Source organism: Amycolatopsis nigrescens CSC17Ta-90 (genome assembly GCF_000384315.1).
GTDB classification, from domain to species: domain Bacteria; phylum Actinomycetota; class Actinomycetes; order Mycobacteriales; family Pseudonocardiaceae; genus Amycolatopsis; species Amycolatopsis nigrescens.
On sequence record NZ_ARVW01000001.1, the window covers coordinates 8,906,386 to 8,925,908 of the forward strand.

Here is a 19,523-nt window from a genome sequence, read left to right on the forward strand (position 1 = left end):
CCCACCCCACCAAGGAGAATCCCATGACGATCACGCAGGTCCTGGCCAGGGCCATCGGCATCCCGGTCGGCAAGCCGACCAGGATGTCCAACCGCGAACTGGCCAACCGGCACTACGTGCTGGTCGAGGTCACCGACGACACCGGGCACACCGGCATCGGCTACACCTACGCCGGCACCGCCGGTGCCTTCATCACCAAGGCCGCCGTGGACGACCTGCTCGCGCCGGTGTACCTGGGCGCCGAGCAGGACGACATCTACGGGCTGTGGAGCCGCGCCTACCAGGAGACGCTGCTCGCCGGGCGCCGCGGCGCGGTCATCCGCGCACTGTCCGCCATCGACATCGCGCTCTGGGACCTCAAGGCGAAACGCGCCGGCCAGCCGCTGGCCGTGCTGCTCGGCGGTTCCACCGCACCGCAGCCGGCGTACGCGTCCGGCGGCTACTACCAGCCGGGCGAAGGCGAGTGGACTGAGGCGATCGTGAAGGAGATCGCGTTCAACGCGGCGCAGGGCTTCACCGACCACAAGATCAAGGTCGGCGGCCTGACCGTCGCCGAGGACGCGCGGCGGGTCGCGGCCGCCGTGGAAGCGATCGGCGACGGCAAGCTCTCCCTGGACGCCAACAACGCCTACCATTCGGTCCGCGAAGCCAGGGTCGCCATCGAGGCCTTCGAGCGCGCGGCCGGGGACGTTCCACTGTGGTGGTTCGAGGAGCCGCTGTCCCCCGAGGCGATCGTCGGGCACGGCGAGCTCGCCAGGCAGATCCGGACCCCGGTCGCGACCGGGGAGATCCACCAGACGCGCTGGGAGTTCCGCAGCCTGATCGAGGCGGGCTCGGCGTCGATCCTGCAGACCGACGCGGGCGTGGTCGGCGGCGTGACCGAATGGCTGCGGGTCGCGCACACCGCGGACAGCTTCGGCCTGCAGATGGCCCCGCACTGGCACCACAACCTGCACGTGCACCTCACCGCCGCGGTGGCCAACCCGCTCGTGGTCGAGTATTTCGCGCTGGAGAAGGGAATCTACAACTTCGAGCTGCTGCTCACCCCGCGGACCCGGCTGCGCTACCAGGACAACCAGGTGTTCCTGCCTGATCGCCCCGGGATCGGCATCGAGCTCGACGAGGACGTCGTCGCGAAGTACGAGATCAGCTCCTGAACTTCGGTGTGGCCGCCTCCCTCGTGATAAGTTGGAAAATCGAATCCACACCTCTCGAGGGAGGCATCCGCGATGCCAGGTCCGGCCAGGCGCTGCTCGATCGCCAACGCGCTCGCCGTCATCGGGGAACGCTGGAGCATACTGGCGATCCGCGAAATCTCCTTCGGCAACCGGCGCTTCGACCAGATCGTGCGCAACACCGGGGCCAGCAGGGACATCCTCACCGCGCGGCTGAGGACACTGGTGGAGACCGGCGTCCTGGAACGGCGCCAGTACGAGCAACGGCCGCCCCGGTACGAGTACGTGCTCACCGAGGCGGGCCAGGCGCTGCAACCGGTCCTGCTCAACCTGATGGAATGGGGCGACCGCTACATCACCAAGGGCCGCCCGCCGACGGTGTGGCGGCACGAGTGCGGCGCCGAGCTCCATCCCGTCACGGTCTGCGCGGAATGCCGCGAACCGGCCCTGCCCGACCAGCTCACCCCCATCCGCATCGGCAAAGTCTCCTAACCCGCGAGTCCCACCTTCACACCCCGCGAGTCCCACACTCCGCCCCGGCGAGTTCCACCTCGGAGCCCGGCGAGTTCCCCGTTCGGACTCACTGAGTCACACAGCCAGCTCGGCGAGAGTGCGGCGAATCAGGAGCGCAAGACGCTTACGCCGATAACCGGGCGAGGCGTAGTAGTCACCCTGATAATCCAGTCCCGCCAGGGAGTCCTGGATCGCTTCCCCGAGCCGCCGCTGGTCCGCGAAATCGAGACCGGGCAACGCGGCTTCGAGCACCGGCAGCCGCCGCGGATACGCCAGCGCGCCGGACACCGCGACACTGGCCCGTTCGACGCGGCCATCGCCCCCCGGAGTCAACACGATCGCCGCACCGGCCACACTCCAGCCGACCGCGACGTGCTTGACCTTGCGATAGCCGGCCACCGCACCTGCGCCGGGCAGCGGGAGGCGCAGCGAGCGGGCGAACTCGCCGGGCGCCAGCGCGTTCTCCGCCGGCCCGCGCACGAAATCGCCCAGTGCCACCGTGCGACGCCCGCGCACTCCGTCCACCAGCAACACGCCGTCCAGCGCGAGTGCGGCGGCGAGCCAGTCACCGCCGGGGGCCACCTCGCAACAGGCGCCGACGAGCGTGCCTCTCCTGCGCACCAAGGGATCCGCGGCCACGTTCGCCACTTCCAGCAGCAACGGCAGCCGCGCGGCCACGTCGGGATGACCCGCGATGTCGGCCTGGCGCGCCATCGCGCCGAAGGTCAGCGCGTCCAGGCCGACCGCGATCTCGTCCAGTCCGGGCACTCCGGACAGGTCCAGCACGAGCGCGGGGTTCTTCCGCCGGAGCTTGAGATCGGTGAGCAGGCTCTGCCCACCGGCCAGCAGCCGCGCCCGGTCGCCGTGCCCCGCCAGAGCGGCCTTCAGGTCCTGGATCGTGCGCGGCCGGAGGTAGTCGAAGGACGACGGGATCATCGGGCGACCCGCTCGATGGCGTCGAGCACGCGTTCGGGGGTCAGCGGCATTTCGATCTCCTTGACGCCGAGCGGCCACAGCGCGTCGAGCACGGCGTTGACCACGGTCGGCGGCGCGGCGATGGTGCCGGCCTCGCCCACTCCCTTGGCGCCGAGCGGGTTGGTCGGGCTCGGGGTCTCCACGAAGGACGTCTCGAAGCGCGGCACCAGGTCGAACCGGGGAATCGGCGGATCGGCAGCGGGGTGCCCGCCCACGCCGTAGTGCGCCCCTTCGAACAGCGCCTGGCCGATCCCCTGGGCCAGCGCGCCGTGCACCTGACCGCGCGCGAGCAGCGGGTTGATCACCACCCCGAAGTCGTCGATCGCGAAATAGCGGCGAAGCGACACCTCCCCCGACTCCGCGTCCACCTCCACCACCGCGAGATGCGCGCCGTACGGGGCGGACATCGCGGACGGCTGGTAGAACTCGGTCTCCTCCAGCCCGATGCCCTGCCCGGCAGGCAGTCCCTGACCGGTCCACGCCCGGCGCGCCACGTCCCGCACGGTCACCGACGCGTCCCCGGTCCGGCAGTGACCGCCGGACAGCTCGATCCGCTCGGGTGAGGTACCCAGCAGCACCGCCGCGATCGCCCTGATCCGCGCGGCCACCCGCGCCGCCGCCACCTTGACCGCGCTGCCCCCGACCACCACCGACCGGGAGTTGAAGGTGCCGACGCCCACCGGCACCAGGTCGGTGTCCCCCTGCACGACCTCGACCTGGTCCGGGGCCAGCCCCAGCTCGTCCGCCGCGATCTGCGCGAAGGTGGTCGCGTGCCCCTGACCGTGACTGTGCGAACCGGACAGCACGGTCGCCTGTCCCCCTGGATGCACCCGGACCACCGCGGTCTCGAAGCCACCGCGGTCGAAGCCCACCCTGGCCAGCCCGTCCGGCATCCCGGTACCGCAGGTCTCGGTGAAGCAGCTGACCCCGATCCCGACCAGCTTTCCCTCCGCCAGTGCCGCCCGTTGCCCGGCACGCAGCTCCGCGTAACCGGCGGTGTCCAGCGCCAGGCGCAGGGTGTCCGCGTACCGCCCGCTGTCCAGGTACGCGCCGACCGGCTGGTACTTCGGCAACTGCTCGGGACGGAGGAAGTTGCGGAACCGGACCTCGACCGGGTCCAGCCCGAGCTCGCGCGCCACCCGGTCCACCGTGCGCTCGATCAGGTACGAAGCCTCGGGCCTGCCGGCGCCGCGGTAGGCGTCGACCGGGGTGGTGTTGGTGAACACGCAGTCCACGGACATCTCGGCGTGCGGGATGTCGTAGACCCCGGCGATGTACATGATCACGTTCAGCGTGGGCACGCCGGTGCCCATGGAGGAAAGGTACGCGCCCACGTTGGCCGTGCCGCGCACGCGCAGGGCGACGATCTTGCCGTCCCGGTTCGCGGCCACCTCGACCCGCATCGCGTGGTCGCGACCGTGCGTGGTCGCGACCAGGTTCTCCCGCCGGGTCTCCACCCACTTCACCGGCCTGCCCAGCCGGATCGCCGCCTCGGCGAGCACGAACTCCTCCGGATAGGTGTGCATCTTGGCGCCGAACCCACCGCCGACGTCGGGTGAGACGACGCGGAGCCGGTGCTCGGGGAAGCCGAGGCCCTCGGCCAGGTTCCGGCGCAGGTTGTGCGGCAGCTGGGTCGAGGAGTGCACGGTCAGCCGTTCCCGCACCGCGTCGTAGTCGGCGAGCACCACCCTGGGTTCCAGCGAGAACGGCACCAGCCGCTGGTTGCGCAGGCCGAACTCGAACCGCAGGTCGGCCTGCGCCTCGTCGAAACCGCCGTTGCCCATGGCAAACCTGGCGGCGACGTTGTCCGGCAGGTCTTCGTGCACCAGTGGCGCATTGTCGTCGCGCGCCTGTTCCTGGTCCAGCACGAAGGGCAGCGGCTGATACCCCACCCGGACCGCTTCGACGGCGTCGGCCGCGTCCTCCCGCCGCTCCGCGATGACCACCGCGACCGCCTCGCCGACGTGCCGGACCCGGTCCACGGCCAGTACCGGCCTGCCCTTGACGCGGCTGCCGGGAATGAGCCAGTCCGGCCGGACCGAGGCCGGCTCGCCGAGATCCTCGGCGGTCAGCACCGCGACCACGCCCGGCATCGCACCGGCCGCACCGGTGTCCACCCCGGTGATCCGCGCGTGCGGGTGCGGGCTGCGCGCGAAAGCGGCGTGCAGCAGGCCCGGCGGCGCGATGTCGTCCACGTACCGGCCGCGCCCGGTGACGAACCGCCGGTCCTCCGCCAGCCGCCGTACCGGACGGCCGACCCAGTCACCCCTCATCGTCCGGTCACCGACAGCACCGCGTCCACGATGTGCTGGTATCCGGTGCACCGGCACAGGTTTCCGCGCAGGCATTGGCGGACCTCGTCTTCGGTCGGATTCGGATTGTGCCGCAACAGGTCGGCGGCCGCGCACAACATGCCCGGCGTGCAATAGCCGCACTGCAACGCGTGGTGTTCACCGAAGGCGGTCTGCAGCGGATGCGGTTCCCCGTCCCGCGCGAGCCCGGCCGCGGTGACCACCTCCGCGCCGTCGCACTGCACGGCCAGCACCAGGCAGGACTTCACCGCGTCGCCGTCGAGCAGCACCGTGCAGGCCCCGCAGCGGCCGGTTTCGCAGCCGACGTGCGGCGCGGTCACCCCGAAAGTCTCCCGCAGGGCGAGCACGAGCAGGGTGCGCGGGGCGACCCTGCCCCGCCTGCGCACCCCGTCGACGGTGAGCTCGATGGGCACGGATCGCTCGTGTTCCGACACGGGTCTTCTCCTTCGGGCCCATTAAGTCGCATTTCCCAACTAACAGTAGACCCAGCGAGTTGGAAAACACAACTATCTTCGGGCCGCACACAACGTCGGGGTTTCCGGCTCTCGCCGTACACTTTGTCCCTTGCCGGGTGCCCGCCGAGGCTGAACAGTGTGCACATGCCACCGGACACTCCATCGGACACTCCGCCGGACACTCCACAATGGCCGGACCAGCGATGAGGATCGCCGGGCTGCAAACACCGGGCACACCGGGTGACGTCCGGGCCAACCTGGCCGAGCTGGACCGGGCCGCCGCGGACGCCGCCGGCCTCGGCGCCCGGCTGCTGATCACGCCCGAGCTGTTCGTCACCGGATACGACATCGGCGACACGGTGCGCGACCTCGCCCGCGCGGACCTGACCGGCCCGGCCGCGGAAATCGCCGCGCGCCACGGCGTGGCGATCCTGCTCGGCGCGCCGGAGCAGGACGGGAACGCCTGCTACAACACGGCTTTCTTCCTCGACGAGCACGGTGGGCTACTCGGCCGTTACCGCAAGACGCACCTGTTCGGCGAGCTGGACCGGCGGTACTTCACCCCTGGCGACGAGCTCGTGCACACGGTGACCTACCACGACCTGAAGATCGCTTTGCTGATCTGCTACGACGTCGAGTTCCCGGAAGCGGTCCGCGCGGCCGCGCTGGCCGGCGCGCAGCTGGTCGCCGTGCCGACCGCGCAGATGACACCCTTCGAGTTCGTCGCGGAGCAGCTCATCCGCACCCGCGCCTGGGAGAACCAGGTCTACCTGGCCTACATCAACCACGACGGCAGCGAGAACACGCTCAGCTACGTCGGACGCAGCAGCATCGTCGCGCCGTCGGGCGAGGTCCTCGACTCCGCGGTGCACGGCACCCACCTGCTGGTCGCCGACGTCGAACCGGCCGTGGTGGCCGAGGCCCAGCGGGCCAATCCCTATCTAGCCGACCGGATGCCGCACCTCTACGACTGAGATGGGGGCATGCGACGTTTTTTGCGCATGTCCCCATCGATCGGGTGCGGGTGTCCCGCAAGATTCTGAGGAGACCGCCTTGGCCATCGAAGCGAACGCAGGCACGAACGACGACGGATCCGCCCCGGCCGGCAGGCTGTCCGGCAAGCTCGGCACCGGCCGCATCGTGTTCATGGTCATCGCCGCGGCCGCGCCGCTCACCGTGATCGGCGGGAACGTACCGCTCGCGATCGGCAACGGCAACGGGCCCGGCGCACCGGTGGGCTTCGTGCTCGCTTCGCTGGTGCTGCTGGTGTTCTCCATCGGCTTCGTCACGATGACCCCGCACGTCACCGAGGCCGGCGCCTTCTACTCCTATGTCACGCAGGGACTCGGCGACCGGCCGGGTATGGGCACCGCCTACGTCGCGCTCGTCGCCTACACCGCCATCCAGGTCGGCGTGTACGGCTACCTCGGCTGGGCGGTCGGCGACCTGGTGACCCACTACGGCGGCCCCGCACTGCCCTGGTGGGCGTACTCGATCGTGGCGCTGGCCGTGGTGGCCCTGCTCGGTTACCGGCACATCGAGCTGAGCGCCAAGGTGCTCGGGGTCGCGCTGGTGCTGGAGATCGCCATCGTGGTCGCGCTGGACGTGGCGATTCTGGCCAGCGGCGGCGCGCACGGGATCAGCGGCGACTCCTTCACCCCGGACGCGGTGTTCTCCGGCCCGCTCGGCATCGCGGTGCTGTTCGCGCTGACCGGGTTCATCGGTTTCGAGGCCACCGCGGTGTTCCGGGACGAGGCGAAGGACCCGGCACGGACCATTCCCCGCGCCACCTACCTGGCGGTGGCCATCATCGGGATCTTCTACACGGTCTCCTGCTGGGCCTTGGTCGAGGCGGCCGGCTCGGACCAGGTGGTGCGGGTCGCCACCGACGCGCTCGACCAGGGCGGCAACATGCTGCTGGACACCTCAAGGCAGCACCTCGGTGTGGTGCTGACCGACGTGATGCAGGTGCTGCTGTGCACCAGCCTGTTCGCCTGCGTGCTGTCCTTCCACAATGTCGTCGCCCGCTACCAGTTCGTGCTGGCGCGCAAGGGATTCTTCCCACGCCGGCTGGGCGGGGTGCACCCGCGGCACCACTCCCCCGCGTTCTCCTCGGTCGTGCAGACCGGCACCGCGCTGGTGCTGCTGGTGGTCTTCGCCGTCGCCGGGCTCGACCCGCTGGTCGGCATCTTCGGCTCGATGGCCGGGGTGGCCACCGTCGGCATGGTGCTGCTGATGCTGCTCACGTCGGTGGCCGTGGTGGTCTTCTTCGCCCGTGACCGCGCCGCCCGCCGTGGCCGGGTGTGGACCGCGGTCGTCGCTCCGGTCGCCGCCTGCGCCGGGCTGCTGGTCAGCCTGTGGCTGGTGGTCTCGAACTTCACCCTGGTCACCGGCGGCAGCACCGGGGTGAGCGTGCTGCTCGGCGTGATCCCGGCCGTCGCGCTGATCGCCGGGGTAGCCGTCGGCGGGCGCCGGAGGCGGGCCGTTTCGTAGCGGCTACCCCGCCTCGGCGGTCACCGTCCCGCCGGTCACCGCGGCCCGGATGGTCAGCGGCTCACGGCCGACGGGCCGGTGTCGCAGCACGGCTTCGGCGACCGGGTCCGCCAGCGTGACCCGCAGGCACCGCCGGAGGCCGCGGGCGCCGTAGACCGGGTCGAAACCCAGGTCCGCGACCAGCCGCGGCACGGACTCGTCCACCTCGAGCCGCACCGAGCGGCGATGCAGCCGCTGCCGCAGCAGCTCGATCTCCACCTCGGTGATGCGCACGGCGGTTTCGGTGTCGAACTCGCGGAAGACCACCGTCTCGTCGATCCGGTTGAGGAACTCGGTGTCGAAGAACTCGCTCAGCGCGGCCGAAAGCACGGTCTCGTTGCCCCGCGCGGCGAGCCGGCGGGTGACCGTCCCGGACCGGCCGCCGACCCGGTCGGCCAGCCGGCGCCAGCGGGCGCGGCGGCGTTTCGCCAGTTCCGCGCTGCCGAGGTTGGAGGTCAGGAAGACGAAGCTGTTGCGGAACGAGATGGTCTGCTGGCCGCTGGCCAGTCGCAGCTCCCCGTTGTCCAGCACCTGCAGCAACGCCCGCAGCACGGTCGGGTGCGCCTTCTCCACCTCGTCGAACAGCACGATCCCCGGTGTGTAGGCGTCACCCTCCACTGTGGACCTGTCGAAGACGCTGAACGCCTCCTTGCTGCCGGCGTAACCCGGCGGCGCACCGCTGAACGAAGCCGCGTAATGCTCCTGCGCCAGCGAGTTCATGTCCACCCGGCACAGGTCCTCCGGCCCGGACCGCAGCACGGCCGCCACCTGCCGGACCAGCTCGGTCTTGCCGGTCCCGGTGGGCCCGGCCAGCAGCAGGTTCGCCAGCGGCCGCTGGGGATCGGTCGCACCGGCGGTGGCCAGCGTCATCGCGCGCACCACCGACCGGATCGCCGAGTCCTGGCCGAGCACCCTGGCCCGCAGCCGTTCGGTGACCGCGTCGGGATCGAAGGCGCCCGGTGGCTTCGCCGGGTCCGGCGCGGCCACCGGGCCGCCATCCTGGCCGGCACGCCTACCACGGTTCTGGTCGTGGTACATGTCGGTCAGATAGGGCATCCGTGTTCTCCCTCAGAATCTTGCGGGACACCCGCACCCGATCGATGGAGGCATGCGCAAAAAGCCTCGCATGCCCCCATCTCAGGCCTGCATCGTCTCGTTCACCGGCAGTTCGCCGACCCGGCAGTCCGCGACACCGACCGTGTCGCGGGTGATCGCCTCCACGTTCTCGCGGGCCTTCTCCGCGTCGGTGACCCAGAGCTTGTAGAACTCGAACGGGCAGTCGGCCACGCCCTTGTCCCCGTCGCCAGCCGCGTGCACCCCCGAGTAGCCGCGGTGCAGCAGCTTGAACAGGTGGTTCTGCGACTGGTCGAACTCCCGCGCGTCGCGGATCGCCGAGACGGACAGCTGCGCGAACTGGATCCCGTACTCCTCCTCGCCGGTCTCCCCGAGGGTGCGCCCGTCGAAGCCGATGATCGAGGAGTGGCCGAAGTAGGAATAGACCCCGTCGAACCCGGCCGCGTTCGCCACCGCGACGTAGCAGTTGTTGGCCCACGCCATCGCCTTCGCCATCAGCACCTGCTGATCCTTGGCCGGGTACATGTAACCCTGGCAGCGGACGATCAGCTCGGCACCCTTCATCGCGCAGTCCCGCCAGATCTCGGGGTAGTTGCCGTCGTCGCAGATGATCAGCGAGATCTTCATGCCCTTCGGGCCCTCGGTGACGTAGGTCGTGTCGCCCGGGTACCAGCCTTCGATCGGGCACCACGGCAGGATCTTGCGGTACTTCTGCACGATGTCGCCGCGGTTGTTGATCAGCACCAGGGTGTTGTACGGCGGCTTGTCCGGGTGGTCCTCGTGCTGCTCGCCGGTGATGGAGAAGACGCCCCAGGTGTCCGCCTCGCGGCAGGCCGCGGCGAAGATCTCGGTCTCCTCGCCGGGAATGGTCGCCGCCGTCGCGTACATCTCGTCCTGGTCGTACATGATCCCCTGGGTGGAGTACTCCGGGAACACCACCAGGTCCATCCCTGGCAGGCCGGTCTTCATGCCCACCACCATCTCGGCGATCTTGCGGGCGTTGTCCCGCACCTCGGCCTTGGTGTGCAGCCGAGGCATCTTGTAGTTGACCACCGCGATACCGACGGTGTCGGGGCTGGCGGAGATGTCACCGTGTCGCATCAGTTTCTCCTCGGATTGGCGGTTCAGTCGGGTTTCAGGCGGGTGTCGCGGAGGCGGGGACCAGGCGCGGGGCACGGCCCCTGGCGGCGAGCAGTGCGGAGAGCGCGACGAGGGCGGCGAACACCGCGGCCGCGATCCAGGCCGTGCCGGCGTTCGAGCGGTAGCCGCCGGTCATCGCCAGGAAGGCGGGGACCGAGCAGGTCGGCTGGCTGAGCAGCAGCGTCGCCCAGCCGGTGAACCGGGTCAGCCGCTCCAGGCCGAGGCCGAGCACCAGGAAGAACAGGGTCCACAGCAGCGCCCAGGCCAGCCAGATCACGCCGAAGACCGGATCTTCGTTGCGCCAGAACGAAAGTCCGGAGTAGACCAGCGCGGCGCCCGCCACGTACAGCGAGAACCAGCCGACGCCGGACGGTTCGAGGCCGGCGAAGTTGACCACGCCGACGTAGAGGTAGGTGAACCCGAACAGGTAGAGCCCGGAGGCGCCGAGGATCGCTTCCTGGTCACCGCCGGCCTGGATGATCAGCACGGTCGGCGTGACGCACTGGAGCGCGCCGACGAACAGGTTGAGCGCGGCGGCCGAGCGGGCGGGCACCCTGCCCAGCAGCATCAGGCCGTTCACCAGCAGTACGGCCCCGACGTAGAGCAGCCCCACATTGTTCACGATCGACCTCCGATCTCCCTCATTGGGACCGGGTGGAATAATTTCAAGTGAAAGTAAATGCTCGAGCCGGTGCCGTCAAGGGCCGGGGCGGCCGGGTCAGAGCCGGGTGATGACTTCGAAGTCGTAGCCGTCGGCCACCGCGAGGTGCACCCGCTGCCTGGCCTGCTGCCCGTGGAACTCCACGGTGCCGCGCGGTCCGCTGTAGGCCACCCCGTCGATCGCCGCGTTGAGGTCGGGCAGGTGCCCGTTGCCGGCCCGGCTCGCCAGCCCGGCGAGCACCTGCATGCCCTCGTAGCAGGATTCGGCGGCGTTGTTCAACGCCGGCGCGTCCTGGCCGTGCAGCCGGACGTACCGGCTGACCAGGTCGAGCGCGTCGGCGGTGACCATGGAGCGGAAGTAGGCCGCGGCGACGAACAGGTTGCGGGTGGCGGGGCGGCCGCTGGCGAGCAGCATGTTCTCCTCCATCAGCGGGCTGAAGCGCAGCATCCGCTCGTGCAGCCCGCGGGCGGCGAAGCGCCGGTTGAACTCCACCGCGTCGTGCCCGACCAGCAGCATCAGCACCCCGTCGCACTCGGCCGCCTCGACCCGCCGGATCAGGCCGGACATGTCGCCGCCGCCGAGGCCGACGAAGGCCTCACCGGCGATCCGCAGGTCCAGCTCGTGCGCGAACCGTCGTACCGCGGCGGTGGACGCCCGTGGCCACACGTAGTCGTCGCCGACCACGAACCAGCGGCGGGCGCCGAGGTTGTCGCGCAGCCAGCGCAGCGCGGGCTCGATCTGCAGCCGGGGCGTCTCGCCGGAGCAGAAGATGCCTGGCCGCTGCTCGCCGCCTTCGTACAGCGAGGTGTAGGCGTACGGCACGCGACCGGCAACTACCGGGGCCAGCGCGTGCCGGACCGAGGAGATGTGCCAGCCGCTGACCGCGTCCACCCGGCCGGCATCGACCAGCGCGGCCAGTTCGCCGGCCACCACCTCGGGCGCCGCGCCCCCGTCCACGATCTCGAAGGACACCTCGCGGCCGAGGATGCCGCCGGCCGAGTTGAGCTCGTGCGCGGCCAGTTCTGCGATCGCTTCGCAAGAGGGGCCGAACAGCCCGGCGGGCCCCTGCAGCGGGATCACCATGGCGACCCGCCAGGTGTCATCGCGGCTGAGGACGAAGGTCATGGAGACTCCGCGGAGTGGGCGAACTCTCGGCAGGTTGACTTACTTTCAGCTGGAAGTCTTACAATCGGTCGAGAATTCCGCAAGAGGGAGGACCTGGCGGCGATGGCGGAGCACACCGGCGCGGAGCCGCTGACCAGGGCATTGACCAGAGCGGTCCGCGCGGTGACCGCCAAGGTCGAGGAAGTCCTCAAGTCCGACGGTCTCTCCCTGGACCAGTGGCTGGTGATCGAAGCACTGGCCGAACAGCGCGGCCTGTCGATGGCGGACCTGGCCACCAGGACGATGGCCACCGGCCCCACCCTGACCAGGGTCGTCGACCGCCTGGTCTCCACCGCCACGGTTTACCGCGAAGTCGACCCCGAAGACCGCCGCCGGGTCCGCGTCTACCTCGGCCCCCGCGGCCGCGCCGCCTACAAGCGGATAGCCCCCAAAGTTGCGGACGTGGAAGCCGAACTGCTGACCCGCACCGGCGACGCCCCCACCGCCATCCGCTTCCTCACCCTCCTCGCCACCACCCCCGCCCTAAACCCCCGCTGACCCGAACGCTGCACTCGCACTGCGCGAACGCAGAACTCACGGTGCCGGAAAGTGGGACTCGCCGAGTGTGCGCCTTATGAAGAAGTGGTGCGCTCGATGAAGGCGGCGACGCCGTCCAGATAGAGACCGAAGCCGAAATCGAAATCCTGGTCGTCCTCTTCGTACAGCGAGTCGAGGTCGAACACACCCGCCGAGACGACCTTGCTCAGCGCCGGGAGCTGTCGGGGGTCCACCAGCCTGGTCAGCGCGGCGCCGTACTGGCGGCCGAACGCTTCCGGGTTCTCTTCGTAGCCGGCGGCGAGGTCGGCGCTGAGCCGGAGCTGGCCGTGCACATGGGTCATCAGGCCCATCACCACGCCGACCTTTTCGCCTTCCGGCAGGGCGGTTTCCGACAGGCAGGCCAGCGCGCGGTCGAACCAGGCGAGGTTGCGCGGGCCGAGCGGCGGACCGGCGATCGGGATCTGCGTGAACCACGGATGCCGGCGCAGCACGGACATCATGCTGTACGACCATTGTGTCAGCCTGGTCCGCCAGTCACCGGTCTCCGGCAGGTCCGGCGGGTCCTCCAAGGCGGCGTCGGACATCAGCAGGAGCAACTCGTCCTTGCTCTTCACATGCCGGTACAGCGCCATGGTGGCGTTGCCGAGCTGGGCGGCGACCCTGGCCATCGACACCGCGGAAAGGCCTTCCGCGTCGGCCACCTCGACCGCGGCGCGGGTGATGTCCTCGACGGTAAGGGCGGACTTCGGGCCCCGCCGTGGCGCCGCGCGCAGCCCCCACAGCAGGACGACGTCGGCCGGCAGCTCGGCGTCGGACTCCCCTGTCTCCCGTGTCATGCACATCCTCTCGTCGCGAAACCCACGAACCAGTCTAGAAACCACGGTTGCGAACCATTACTGCGTAGATGCTACGCTAATATGCGTGTCTCATACGCAGTTAAAGGAGTGGCGATGATCGTCGAGGCGACCGGCCTGCGCAAGGCCTACGGCTCCAACCTGGTGCTGGACGGAGTGGACCTGAGCGTCGAGGAGGGCTCGGTGTTCGCGCTGCTCGGGCCGAACGGCGCCGGCAAGACGACCACCGTCCGCATCCTCACCACCCTGCTGCGACCGGACGGCGGCCACGCGGCGGTGGCCGGTTACGACGTCCAACGCCAGCCGGCGAAGGTGCGCGGCGTGATCAGCCTGACCGGCCAGTACGTGGCGGTGGACGATGAGCAGACCGGCCTGGAGAACGTGGTCATGCTCGGCAAGCTGATGCACCTCGGCCGCGGCCCCGCCCGCACCCGCGCGCGGGAGCTGCTCGAGCGTTTCGACCTGACGGACGCGATGGACCGCCGGGTCCGGACCTACTCCGGCGGCATGCGGCGCCGCCTCGACCTGGCGATGAGCCTGGTCGCCCGGCCCAGGGTGATCTTCCTGGACGAGCCGACCACTGGGCTCGATCCGGCCAGCCGCTCGACCATGTGGGACGCGATCAGGGACCTGGTGCGCGCCGGCACCACCATCGTGCTCACCACGCAGTACCTGGAGGAGGCCGACCGGCTGGCGGACCGGATCATGGTGATCTCGGACGGCCGGGTCGCGGCGGCCGGCACGGCCGACTCGCTCAAGGCGGAGATCGGCGGGCACCGGCTCGACCTGCGGTTCGCGGATGAGTCCGGGCTCACCCACGGCGCCGGGCTGCTCGGCGGCACCGCCGATCCGGAACGTCTCGTGCTCGGCATCCCCTCCGACGGCAGTGCGGCGCATCTGCACCGGGTGCTGGACGAGCTACGGGCACACGGCGTGGAAGTGGCCGACGTGTCCTCCCACCGGCCCACCCTCGACGACGTGTTCATGACGCTGACCGCTGCCCGCAAGTCGCCGGTCGCCGTCGAAGCCCGAGCGTAAGGAAACAACCATGAGCATCACCCTGCCCGCGCCGGTGCACGGCGGAATCGGCAACGCCGCCGGCGACACGCTGACCATGATCGGGCGCAGCATCCGGCTCAGCCGCCGCAATATGGAGACACTGGTCATCTCGGTCGTGCTGCCGCTGCTGATGATGACGCTGTACGTCTACGTGTTCGGCGGCGCGATCAACACCGGCACCGACTACATCAACTACGTGGTGCCCGGCATCATCCTGCTGTGCACCGGCTACGGAGCGGCGTCCACCGCGATGGCCGTCACCGACGACATGACCAAGGGCATGATCGACCGCCTGCGCACGTTGCCGATCCGCAGCGCCGCCGTGCTGACCGGGCACGTGGTCGCCAGCGTCGCCCGCAACGCGCTGTCCACCACGATCGTGGTCGGCGCCTCCATCGCGATGGGTTTCCGGCCCGACGCCGGACTCGGCGACTGGCTGCTCGGCGCCGGGCTGATGCTGCTCTACGTGCTCGCGCTGTCCTGGCTGGCGGCAGGGCTCGGCGTGATCGCGAAAACCGTGGAGTCGGCCAGCACACTGAGCTTCTTCATGCTCTTCCTGCCCTATCTGAGCAGTGCCTTCGTGCCGCCCGGAACGATGCCCGGTTTCCTCCGCGTGATCAGCGAGAACCAGCCGATCACGCCGATCACCGAGACGGTCCGCGGACTGCTCACCGGCACCCCGATCGGCGACAACGGCTGGATCGCGCTGGCCTGGTCGGTCGGCCTGCTGGTCGCGTCCTTCGTCTTCGCCACCTGGCTGTTCCGCCGCCGGGCTGGCCGCTAACGGCCGTCTCCGTAAAGCCCCGGCCGCAGCCGCAGCCCCGGGTCCGCCCACCGGTCGTTCGGCAGCAGCGGATACCAGCCAGGCCGGCCGGGGTCCCGGTCGTACGGGTAGTTCCCCGTCTCCCGGTAGAACTCGGCGTACTGCTCGACCTTGGCCCGGTCCAGCCGGACGCCGAGTCCCGGCCCGGACGGCACCGCGATCCGGCCGTCCCGGTAGCGGAAGCCGGCACCTTCGATGACATCGCCGGACAGGTGGTGGTAGTGCGCGTCGGCGTCGAACACCAGGTTGGGGGTGACCGCGCCGAAATGCAGCATGGTCGCCAGCTGAATGCCGAGCTCACCGGAGGAGTGCACGGACACCCCCAGCTGGAACGTCTCGCACACGCCCGCGGCCTTGACGCAGGCGCGGATCCCGCCCCAGAACGTGGTATCCAGCAGGATGACGTCCACTGCCGGATCGCGGACGTTGGCGGCCAGCTGCTCGAAGTTGACCACCACCGTGTTCGTGGCCAGCGGGGTGCGCACCTTCTCCCGCACCTGCCGCATACCGTTGAGGCCCCAGGTCGGGTCTTCGAGGTAGTCGTTGTTCAGGTCCTCGATGGCGCGGGCGAACCGGATCGCGTCAGTCACCGACAACGCGCCGTTCGGGTCGTAGCGCAGCCGGTCGTCCGGGAACTCCTCGGCCAGCGCGCGGTAGCAGGCCAGCTCGTGCTCCGGCGGGTAGACCCCGCCCTTGAGCTTGTGCGTGGTGAACCCGTGCTCGGCCTTGAGCGCCTTCGCGTGCTCGACGAGCTGTTCCGCGGTGCGCACCTCGCCTTCCCCGGTCACCGGGTCGGCGTAGCGGAAGAAGAGGTAGCTGGCGAACGGCACCTCGTCGCGGACCGCGCCGCCGAGCAGCACGTGCGCGGGCACGCCGAGCTGCTGCCCGACGACGTCGAGACAGGCGAACTCGACGGCCGCGAGCAGCTGGGTTCGGTTGTTGTACAGGCTCGCCGTCGGGTTCGCGATCATGAACCGCAGCAGTTCCAGGCGGCTCGGGTCGTGCCCGAGCAGATAGGGCTTCAGCCCGGCGAACGCGAGCTCGGCGCTCTCCCCGCCGCCCCCCATCTCGCCGAGGCCGACCAGCCCGTTGTCGGTCTCGATCTCGACCAGCGTCCGGATGAACCTGCCCCAGTGCGCGCCGTTGCTGTGCAGCAGCGGCGCTTCCAGCGGCACGGCGACGGTGGTCGCCCGGACGTCAACGATCTTCATTCCCTGCACTCCCCTTGCCTGGTTTTCCTGCTGGTGCTCGAGAATCACAACTGAGCCATGGTCAGCCCCCTGGTGAAGAACCGCTGGGTGAACAGGAAGAGCAGCACCGTCGGCAGCGACACGATCAGCGCGCCGGCCAGCACCACCGGCACGCTGGTGCCGGCGTAGGCGCTTTGCAGCGCGAACAGCGAGGTCATCACCGGCCGGGATCCAGCGCTACGGCACCGTGGAGGAGACCTCCGGCGAGCTGTGGGACCGGGTCTTCGACGTCAACGTCAAGGGCGTTTTCCACACCTGCCGGGCGGCGGTGCCGCAACTGCGCGGGCGCGGCGGCGGTTCGATCGTCAACGTGTCCTCGGTGCAGGCCTTCGTGGCGCAGTCCGGTGCGGCGGCCTATGTAGCGAGTAAGGGCGCGATCAACGCGTTCACCAAGGCGATGGCGGTGGACCACGCGGCCGAGGGCATCCGGGTCAACGTGGTGTGCCCCGGTTCGGTGGACACTCCGATGCTGCGCTGGGCGGTCGGGCTGACCGCGAACGGCCGCGACACCGGCGAGCTGATCGACGACCTCGGCCGTACCCATCCGCTCGGCCGGGTCGCCCGCCCGGAAGAGGTCGCCGAAGCGATCCTGTTCCTGTCCAGCCGCCGCGCGTCCTTCATCACCGGCTCGGAACATCGCGTCGACGGTGGCCTCCTCGCCGTCTGCGCCGCGGAAAGTCCATACCCTCCAGACCACTCCCCCTGACCGCACCTCCCGGCCACATCGTGTTTGCCGTTCCCGTCCGCGTGTTGGCCGTTCCCGTCAACGACTTGGCCGTTCCGGACGGTGAGTTGGCCGCTCGCGGCGGTGACGTGATGGTCGGGTGACGGCCAACACGGCGTCGCAACCGGCAAACTCGGTGCCGCGAACGGCCAACACGGCGTCGGCCGTAGCGCTCAGCGCAAAGGCGGAGTGCTGGCCGGTGGCATGCGGTGGCGGGTGGCCTGTTCGTACGCGTAACCCATGGCGAGCAGGTCCGGTTCGCTGAACGGCAGGCCCAGCAGCTCGACACCGACCGGCAGGCCGGCCGCGGTGAAGCCGGCGGGCACGGACAGCGCGGGGAAGCCGCTGTAGCCGGCGAGGCGGCAGTTCGCGTAGGACTGGGTGGTGCCGATCGGTGTCGGCGGCTCGTTGACGGTCGGGTAGACGATGCCGTCGAGCCCGTTGGCGGTGATCAGCGCGGTCAGCCCGGTTCGCAGGATGTCTCGCTGGCGCAGCTTCTCCTGGTACGCCGGGTTGGGCAGCGGCGGGCTGGCGACCCAGTCGCGCAGCGTGCTGAGCACGGTCGGGGTGACCTGGCCTGAGGTGGCGATGTCGGCGAGGGTAACCTCGTCGCGCGGCGGTTCCAGCCGCGCCAGCGAACTCGGCCGTCCGCCCGCCGAACCGGCGAGGTAGCCGTTCAGATCGCGTTCGAACTCGTCGCGCACCCGGTTCGCCTTGGCCGCCGAGTCGACGACCTCGGGCTGCCGGCCTAGCTCGATCACCTGCGCCCCCAGCGCGGCCATGTCGGCGATCGCCGCGCGGACAACGCCGTTGGTCAGCTGCTCAGCCGGTGAGCCACCGAAGTTGTCGGTGAACACGCCGATTCGCTTACCCCGCAAGGAGTCCGGCCGCAGGGTGGACTGGTAACCCGCCGGGATCCTGCCCTTGGCGGCCTCGGTGACCGGGTCGGCGGGGTCGTAGCCGGCGGTCGCGTCGAGCAGCAGCGCGATGTCGCGGATCGAGCTCGCGAGCGGCCCGGCCGTGTCCTGGGTACCGGCCAGCGGCGCGATCCCGGCGCGGCTGGACAGCCCGAGCGTGGGCCGCAGGCCGACCAGGTTGTTGTGCGCGGCCGGGATCCGGATCGAGCCGCAGGTGTCGGTGCCCATCCCGGCCGGCGCGAACCCGGCCGCCACCGCCGCGGCCGTGCCGCCGCTCGAACCGCCAGGATGACGCCCCTGGTCGTAGGGGTTGCGCGTCTGCCCGCCGAGGGAACTGATCGTGGTGATGCTTATCGCGAACTCGTGCAGGTTCGTCTTGGCCAGGATGATCGCACCGGCGTCGCGGAGCCGGCGGACCTGGGTGGCGTCGCGGTCAGGGCGAAGGTCGCGCAGCGCCACCGAACCGCTCGTGGTCGGCAAGTCGCGCGTGTCGTAGTTGTCCTTCAGCACGATCGGGATGCCGTGCAGCGGACCGCGCGAATGGCCGAGCCTGCGTTCGACGTCGAGCCGCACGGCCTCGGCACGGGCCCGCGGGTTCACCGCGATTACCGCGTTCACCCCGGGCTGGCCGGCATACGCGTTCTCGTAGGCCGCGGTCCGGCGCAGGTACTCGCCGACCAGCTGGAGCGAGGTGACCTTCCGCTGATCGAGCAGCACGCGCAGGTCGGCCACGCCGAGGCCGACCACGTCGACCGGGGTCCTGGACGCGTATGCGGGCGTGGCGACCAACGTGACCAGCAGCGAGGCTGCCAGCAGGATCGCGACCAGACGGCGGACCGGCATCGGATCCCCTTCCGTTCAAGGTAGGAGGAAGGTTAGAGCCTTCCAGAGCTGGAAGCCGAACTCGCCGAGCGCCAACGTCGAACTGCTGGCGCTCAAGACGGGCTGTCCGCGCGAGGGGGCCTGGCGGCACAGCAGGACTGCGGTGGCTGAGGGCTACCCGGGGATCGGCCCCAGGTAGCTCCAGCGGCCGTCGTCGCGGACGAAGCGGCTGTGCTCGTGTAGCACGCCTTCCTGGCCGCGGTAGGTGTAGTGCGCGCGGAAGTCCACCGTGCCCTCGGTGTGCAGGAAACCGCCGCCGGTGCTGCCGAGGATCTCCAGCCGGGTCCAGCGCTGCTCCGGGTCGAGTTCGAGGGTGGCCGGTCTGCTGCCGCTGTCCCAGGTCCGCAGCAGGTAGTCCGAATCGCCCGTGGCGAAGGCGGCGAAACGCGAGCGCATCAAGAGCTCGGCGGTCGGTGCCTGCGCCGCTCCCTCGTGGAAGCGTCCGCAGCAGTCCCGGTACGGCTCGCCCAGCCCGCAGGGGCAGGGCCGCCGGCGCGCATCGTGTCTGGCCATCC

20 protein-coding genes are annotated in these 19,523 nt (G+C 70.2%); 8 read left to right on the forward strand and 12 right to left on the reverse strand.

Annotated elements, in window-relative coordinates; genetic code table 11:
• Positions 1-23 precede the first annotated feature (23 nt).
• Both AMYNI_RS0142195 and AMYNI_RS0142200 read left to right on the forward strand, forming a co-directional pair.
• Complete coding sequence (locus AMYNI_RS0142195; protein WP_020674188.1) at positions 24-1,157, forward strand: mandelate racemase/muconate lactonizing enzyme family protein; 1,134 nt, start codon at positions 24-26, stop codon at positions 1,155-1,157.
• A 72-nt stretch (positions 1,158-1,229) separates the two neighbouring features.
• The gene (locus AMYNI_RS0142200; RefSeq protein WP_020674189.1) at positions 1,230-1,667 is read left to right on the forward strand and encodes a winged helix-turn-helix transcriptional regulator; all 438 of its coding nucleotides are present in this window, start codon (positions 1,230-1,232) and stop codon (positions 1,665-1,667) included.
• Positions 1,668-1,763: 96 nt separating this feature from the next.
• Here AMYNI_RS0142200 and AMYNI_RS47680 read toward each other — a convergent pair whose 3' ends face one another.
• From AMYNI_RS47680 to AMYNI_RS0142215, 3 genes are read right to left on the reverse strand one after another with little or no spacing between them, the layout of a single operon-like run.
• Positions 1,764-2,624, reverse strand: a complete 861-nt coding sequence (locus AMYNI_RS47680) for an FAD binding domain-containing protein (protein ID WP_020674190.1) — start codon at positions 2,622-2,624, stop codon at positions 1,764-1,766.
• Entirely contained in the window at positions 2,621-4,936 is a 2,316-nt protein-coding gene (locus AMYNI_RS0142210; RefSeq protein ID WP_020674191.1) for a xanthine dehydrogenase family protein molybdopterin-binding subunit, read from the reverse strand. The genes AMYNI_RS47680 and AMYNI_RS0142210 overlap by 4 nt, the downstream gene beginning before the upstream one ends.
• Positions 4,933-5,388: a (2Fe-2S)-binding protein gene (locus tag AMYNI_RS0142215; protein ID WP_051116649.1), complete on the reverse strand. Its 456-nt coding sequence runs from the start codon at positions 5,386-5,388 to the stop codon at positions 4,933-4,935. The genes AMYNI_RS0142210 and AMYNI_RS0142215 overlap by 4 nt, the downstream gene beginning before the upstream one ends.
• A 245-nt stretch (positions 5,389-5,633) precedes the next feature.
• Here AMYNI_RS0142215 and AMYNI_RS0142220 point away from each other — a divergent pair, with 245 nt between their 5' ends.
• Positions 5,634-6,404: a carbon-nitrogen hydrolase family protein gene (locus AMYNI_RS0142220; protein ID WP_020674193.1), complete on the forward strand. Its 771-nt coding sequence runs from the start codon at positions 5,634-5,636 to the stop codon at positions 6,402-6,404.
• A gap of 79 nt (positions 6,405-6,483) precedes the next feature.
• Positions 6,484-7,923 carry an APC family permease gene (locus AMYNI_RS0142225; protein ID WP_020674194.1) on the forward strand — a complete coding sequence of 480 codons (1,440 nt, stop codon included), beginning with the start codon at positions 6,484-6,486 and terminating at the stop codon, positions 7,921-7,923.
• A 3-nt stretch (positions 7,924-7,926) separates the two neighbouring features.
• Here AMYNI_RS0142225 and AMYNI_RS0142230 read toward each other — a convergent pair whose 3' ends face one another.
• The 4 genes from AMYNI_RS0142230 to AMYNI_RS0142245 form a co-directional block, all read right to left on the reverse strand.
• Positions 7,927-9,018, reverse strand: coding sequence for an AAA family ATPase (locus tag AMYNI_RS0142230; RefSeq protein WP_020674195.1), 1,092 nt, complete (start codon positions 9,016-9,018; stop codon positions 7,927-7,929).
• Between the two features lie 81 nt (positions 9,019-9,099).
• Positions 9,100-10,137 (reverse strand): aliphatic amidase, encoded by a 1,038-nt coding sequence (locus AMYNI_RS0142235; protein ID WP_020674196.1) that lies wholly within the window; start codon positions 10,135-10,137, stop codon positions 9,100-9,102.
• A 34-nt stretch (positions 10,138-10,171) separates the two neighbouring features.
• Positions 10,172-10,798, reverse strand: a complete 627-nt coding sequence (locus tag AMYNI_RS0142240) for an AmiS/UreI family transporter (RefSeq protein WP_040406274.1) — start codon at positions 10,796-10,798, stop codon at positions 10,172-10,174.
• 96 nt (positions 10,799-10,894) lie between these two features.
• On the reverse strand, positions 10,895-11,962 hold the full coding sequence (locus tag AMYNI_RS0142245; protein WP_020674198.1) for a substrate-binding domain-containing protein: 1,068 nt from the start codon (positions 11,960-11,962) through the stop codon (positions 10,895-10,897).
• A gap of 102 nt (positions 11,963-12,064) precedes the next feature.
• Between AMYNI_RS0142245 and AMYNI_RS46870 the strand changes: the two genes are divergently transcribed.
• Positions 12,065-12,499, forward strand: a complete 435-nt coding sequence (locus tag AMYNI_RS46870) for a MarR family winged helix-turn-helix transcriptional regulator (protein ID WP_020674199.1) — start codon at positions 12,065-12,067, stop codon at positions 12,497-12,499.
• Positions 12,500-12,573: 74 nt separating this feature from the next.
• On the opposite strand, the gene AMYNI_RS0142255 is transcribed toward AMYNI_RS46870, so the two are convergent.
• Positions 12,574-13,335, reverse strand: a complete 762-nt coding sequence (locus AMYNI_RS0142255) for a TetR/AcrR family transcriptional regulator (protein ID WP_020674200.1) — start codon at positions 13,333-13,335, stop codon at positions 12,574-12,576.
• A 114-nt stretch (positions 13,336-13,449) separates the two neighbouring features.
• Here AMYNI_RS0142255 and AMYNI_RS0142260 point away from each other — a divergent pair, with 114 nt between their 5' ends.
• Both AMYNI_RS0142260 and AMYNI_RS0142265 read left to right on the forward strand, forming a co-directional pair.
• Complete coding sequence (locus tag AMYNI_RS0142260; RefSeq protein WP_020674201.1) at positions 13,450-14,391, forward strand: daunorubicin resistance protein DrrA family ABC transporter ATP-binding protein; 942 nt, start codon at positions 13,450-13,452, stop codon at positions 14,389-14,391.
• Positions 14,392-14,401: 10 nt separating this feature from the next.
• Entirely contained in the window at positions 14,402-15,196 is a 795-nt protein-coding gene (locus AMYNI_RS0142265) for an ABC transporter permease (protein WP_020674202.1), read from the forward strand.
• Here the strand turns inward: AMYNI_RS0142265 and AMYNI_RS0142270 are convergent.
• Positions 15,193-16,446, reverse strand: a complete 1,254-nt coding sequence (locus AMYNI_RS0142270) for an enolase C-terminal domain-like protein (RefSeq protein WP_020674203.1) — start codon at positions 16,444-16,446, stop codon at positions 15,193-15,195. The two genes, AMYNI_RS0142265 and AMYNI_RS0142270, sit on opposite strands and share 4 nt — an antisense overlap.
• A gap of 44 nt (positions 16,447-16,490) precedes the next feature.
• Positions 16,491-16,643: a hypothetical protein gene (locus tag AMYNI_RS48720; protein ID WP_020674204.1), complete on the reverse strand. Its 153-nt coding sequence runs from the start codon at positions 16,641-16,643 to the stop codon at positions 16,491-16,493.
• A gap of 29 nt (positions 16,644-16,672) precedes the next feature.
• On the opposite strand from AMYNI_RS48720, the gene AMYNI_RS46875 reads away from it, so the two are divergent.
• The gene (locus AMYNI_RS46875) at positions 16,673-17,191 is read left to right on the forward strand and encodes an SDR family NAD(P)-dependent oxidoreductase (RefSeq protein ID WP_020674205.1); all 519 of its coding nucleotides are present in this window, start codon (positions 16,673-16,675) and stop codon (positions 17,189-17,191) included.
• A gap of 191 nt (positions 17,192-17,382) precedes the next feature.
• On the opposite strand, the gene AMYNI_RS0142285 is transcribed toward AMYNI_RS46875, so the two are convergent.
• Together AMYNI_RS0142285 and AMYNI_RS46880 are read right to left on the reverse strand one after the other, a co-directional pair.
• Entirely contained in the window at positions 17,383-18,969 is a 1,587-nt protein-coding gene (locus tag AMYNI_RS0142285) for an amidase family protein (protein ID WP_020674206.1), read from the reverse strand.
• 153 nt (positions 18,970-19,122) lie between these two features.
• Positions 19,123-19,521: a YchJ family protein gene (locus AMYNI_RS46880; protein ID WP_040406275.1), complete on the reverse strand. Its 399-nt coding sequence runs from the start codon at positions 19,519-19,521 to the stop codon at positions 19,123-19,125.
• Positions 19,522-19,523: the final 2 nt, after the last annotated feature.

Excerpts from the sequence above, each read along its gene's own strand:
- AMYNI_RS0142200 (WP_020674189.1), top strand. The coding sequence starts at position 1,230 with ATGCCAGGTCCGGCCAGGCGCTGCTCGATCGCCAACGCGCTCGCCGTC.
- AMYNI_RS48720 (WP_020674204.1), bottom strand. The coding sequence starts at position 16,643 with ATGACCTCGCTGTTCGCGCTGCAAAGCGCCTACGCCGGCACCAGCGTG.
- AMYNI_RS0142210 (WP_020674191.1), bottom strand. The coding sequence starts at position 4,936 with ATGAGGGGTGACTGGGTCGGCCGTCCGGTACGGCGGCTGGCGGAGGAC.
- AMYNI_RS0142195 (WP_020674188.1), top strand. The coding sequence starts at position 24 with ATGACGATCACGCAGGTCCTGGCCAGGGCCATCGGCATCCCGGTCGGC.
- AMYNI_RS0142235 (WP_020674196.1), bottom strand. The coding sequence starts at position 10,137 with ATGCGACACGGTGACATCTCCGCCAGCCCCGACACCGTCGGTATCGCG.
- AMYNI_RS0142230 (WP_020674195.1), bottom strand. The coding sequence starts at position 9,018 with ATGCCCTATCTGACCGACATGTACCACGACCAGAACCGTGGTAGGCGT.
- AMYNI_RS46870 (WP_020674199.1), top strand. The coding sequence starts at position 12,065 with ATGGCGGAGCACACCGGCGCGGAGCCGCTGACCAGGGCATTGACCAGA.
- AMYNI_RS46880 (WP_040406275.1), bottom strand. The coding sequence starts at position 19,521 with ATGGCCAGACACGATGCGCGCCGGCGGCCCTGCCCCTGCGGGCTGGGC.
- AMYNI_RS0142260 (WP_020674201.1), top strand. The coding sequence starts at position 13,450 with ATGATCGTCGAGGCGACCGGCCTGCGCAAGGCCTACGGCTCCAACCTG.
- AMYNI_RS0142255 (WP_020674200.1), bottom strand. The coding sequence starts at position 13,335 with ATGACACGGGAGACAGGGGAGTCCGACGCCGAGCTGCCGGCCGACGTC.
- AMYNI_RS47680 (WP_020674190.1), bottom strand. The coding sequence starts at position 2,624 with ATGATCCCGTCGTCCTTCGACTACCTCCGGCCGCGCACGATCCAGGAC.
- AMYNI_RS0142245 (WP_020674198.1), bottom strand. The coding sequence starts at position 11,962 with ATGACCTTCGTCCTCAGCCGCGATGACACCTGGCGGGTCGCCATGGTG.
- AMYNI_RS0142220 (WP_020674193.1), top strand. The coding sequence starts at position 5,634 with ATGAGGATCGCCGGGCTGCAAACACCGGGCACACCGGGTGACGTCCGG.
- AMYNI_RS0142285 (WP_020674206.1), bottom strand. The coding sequence starts at position 18,969 with ATGCCGGTCCGCCGTCTGGTCGCGATCCTGCTGGCAGCCTCGCTGCTG.
- AMYNI_RS0142270 (WP_020674203.1), bottom strand. The coding sequence starts at position 16,446 with ATGAAGATCGTTGACGTCCGGGCGACCACCGTCGCCGTGCCGCTGGAA.
- AMYNI_RS0142265 (WP_020674202.1), top strand. The coding sequence starts at position 14,402 with ATGAGCATCACCCTGCCCGCGCCGGTGCACGGCGGAATCGGCAACGCC.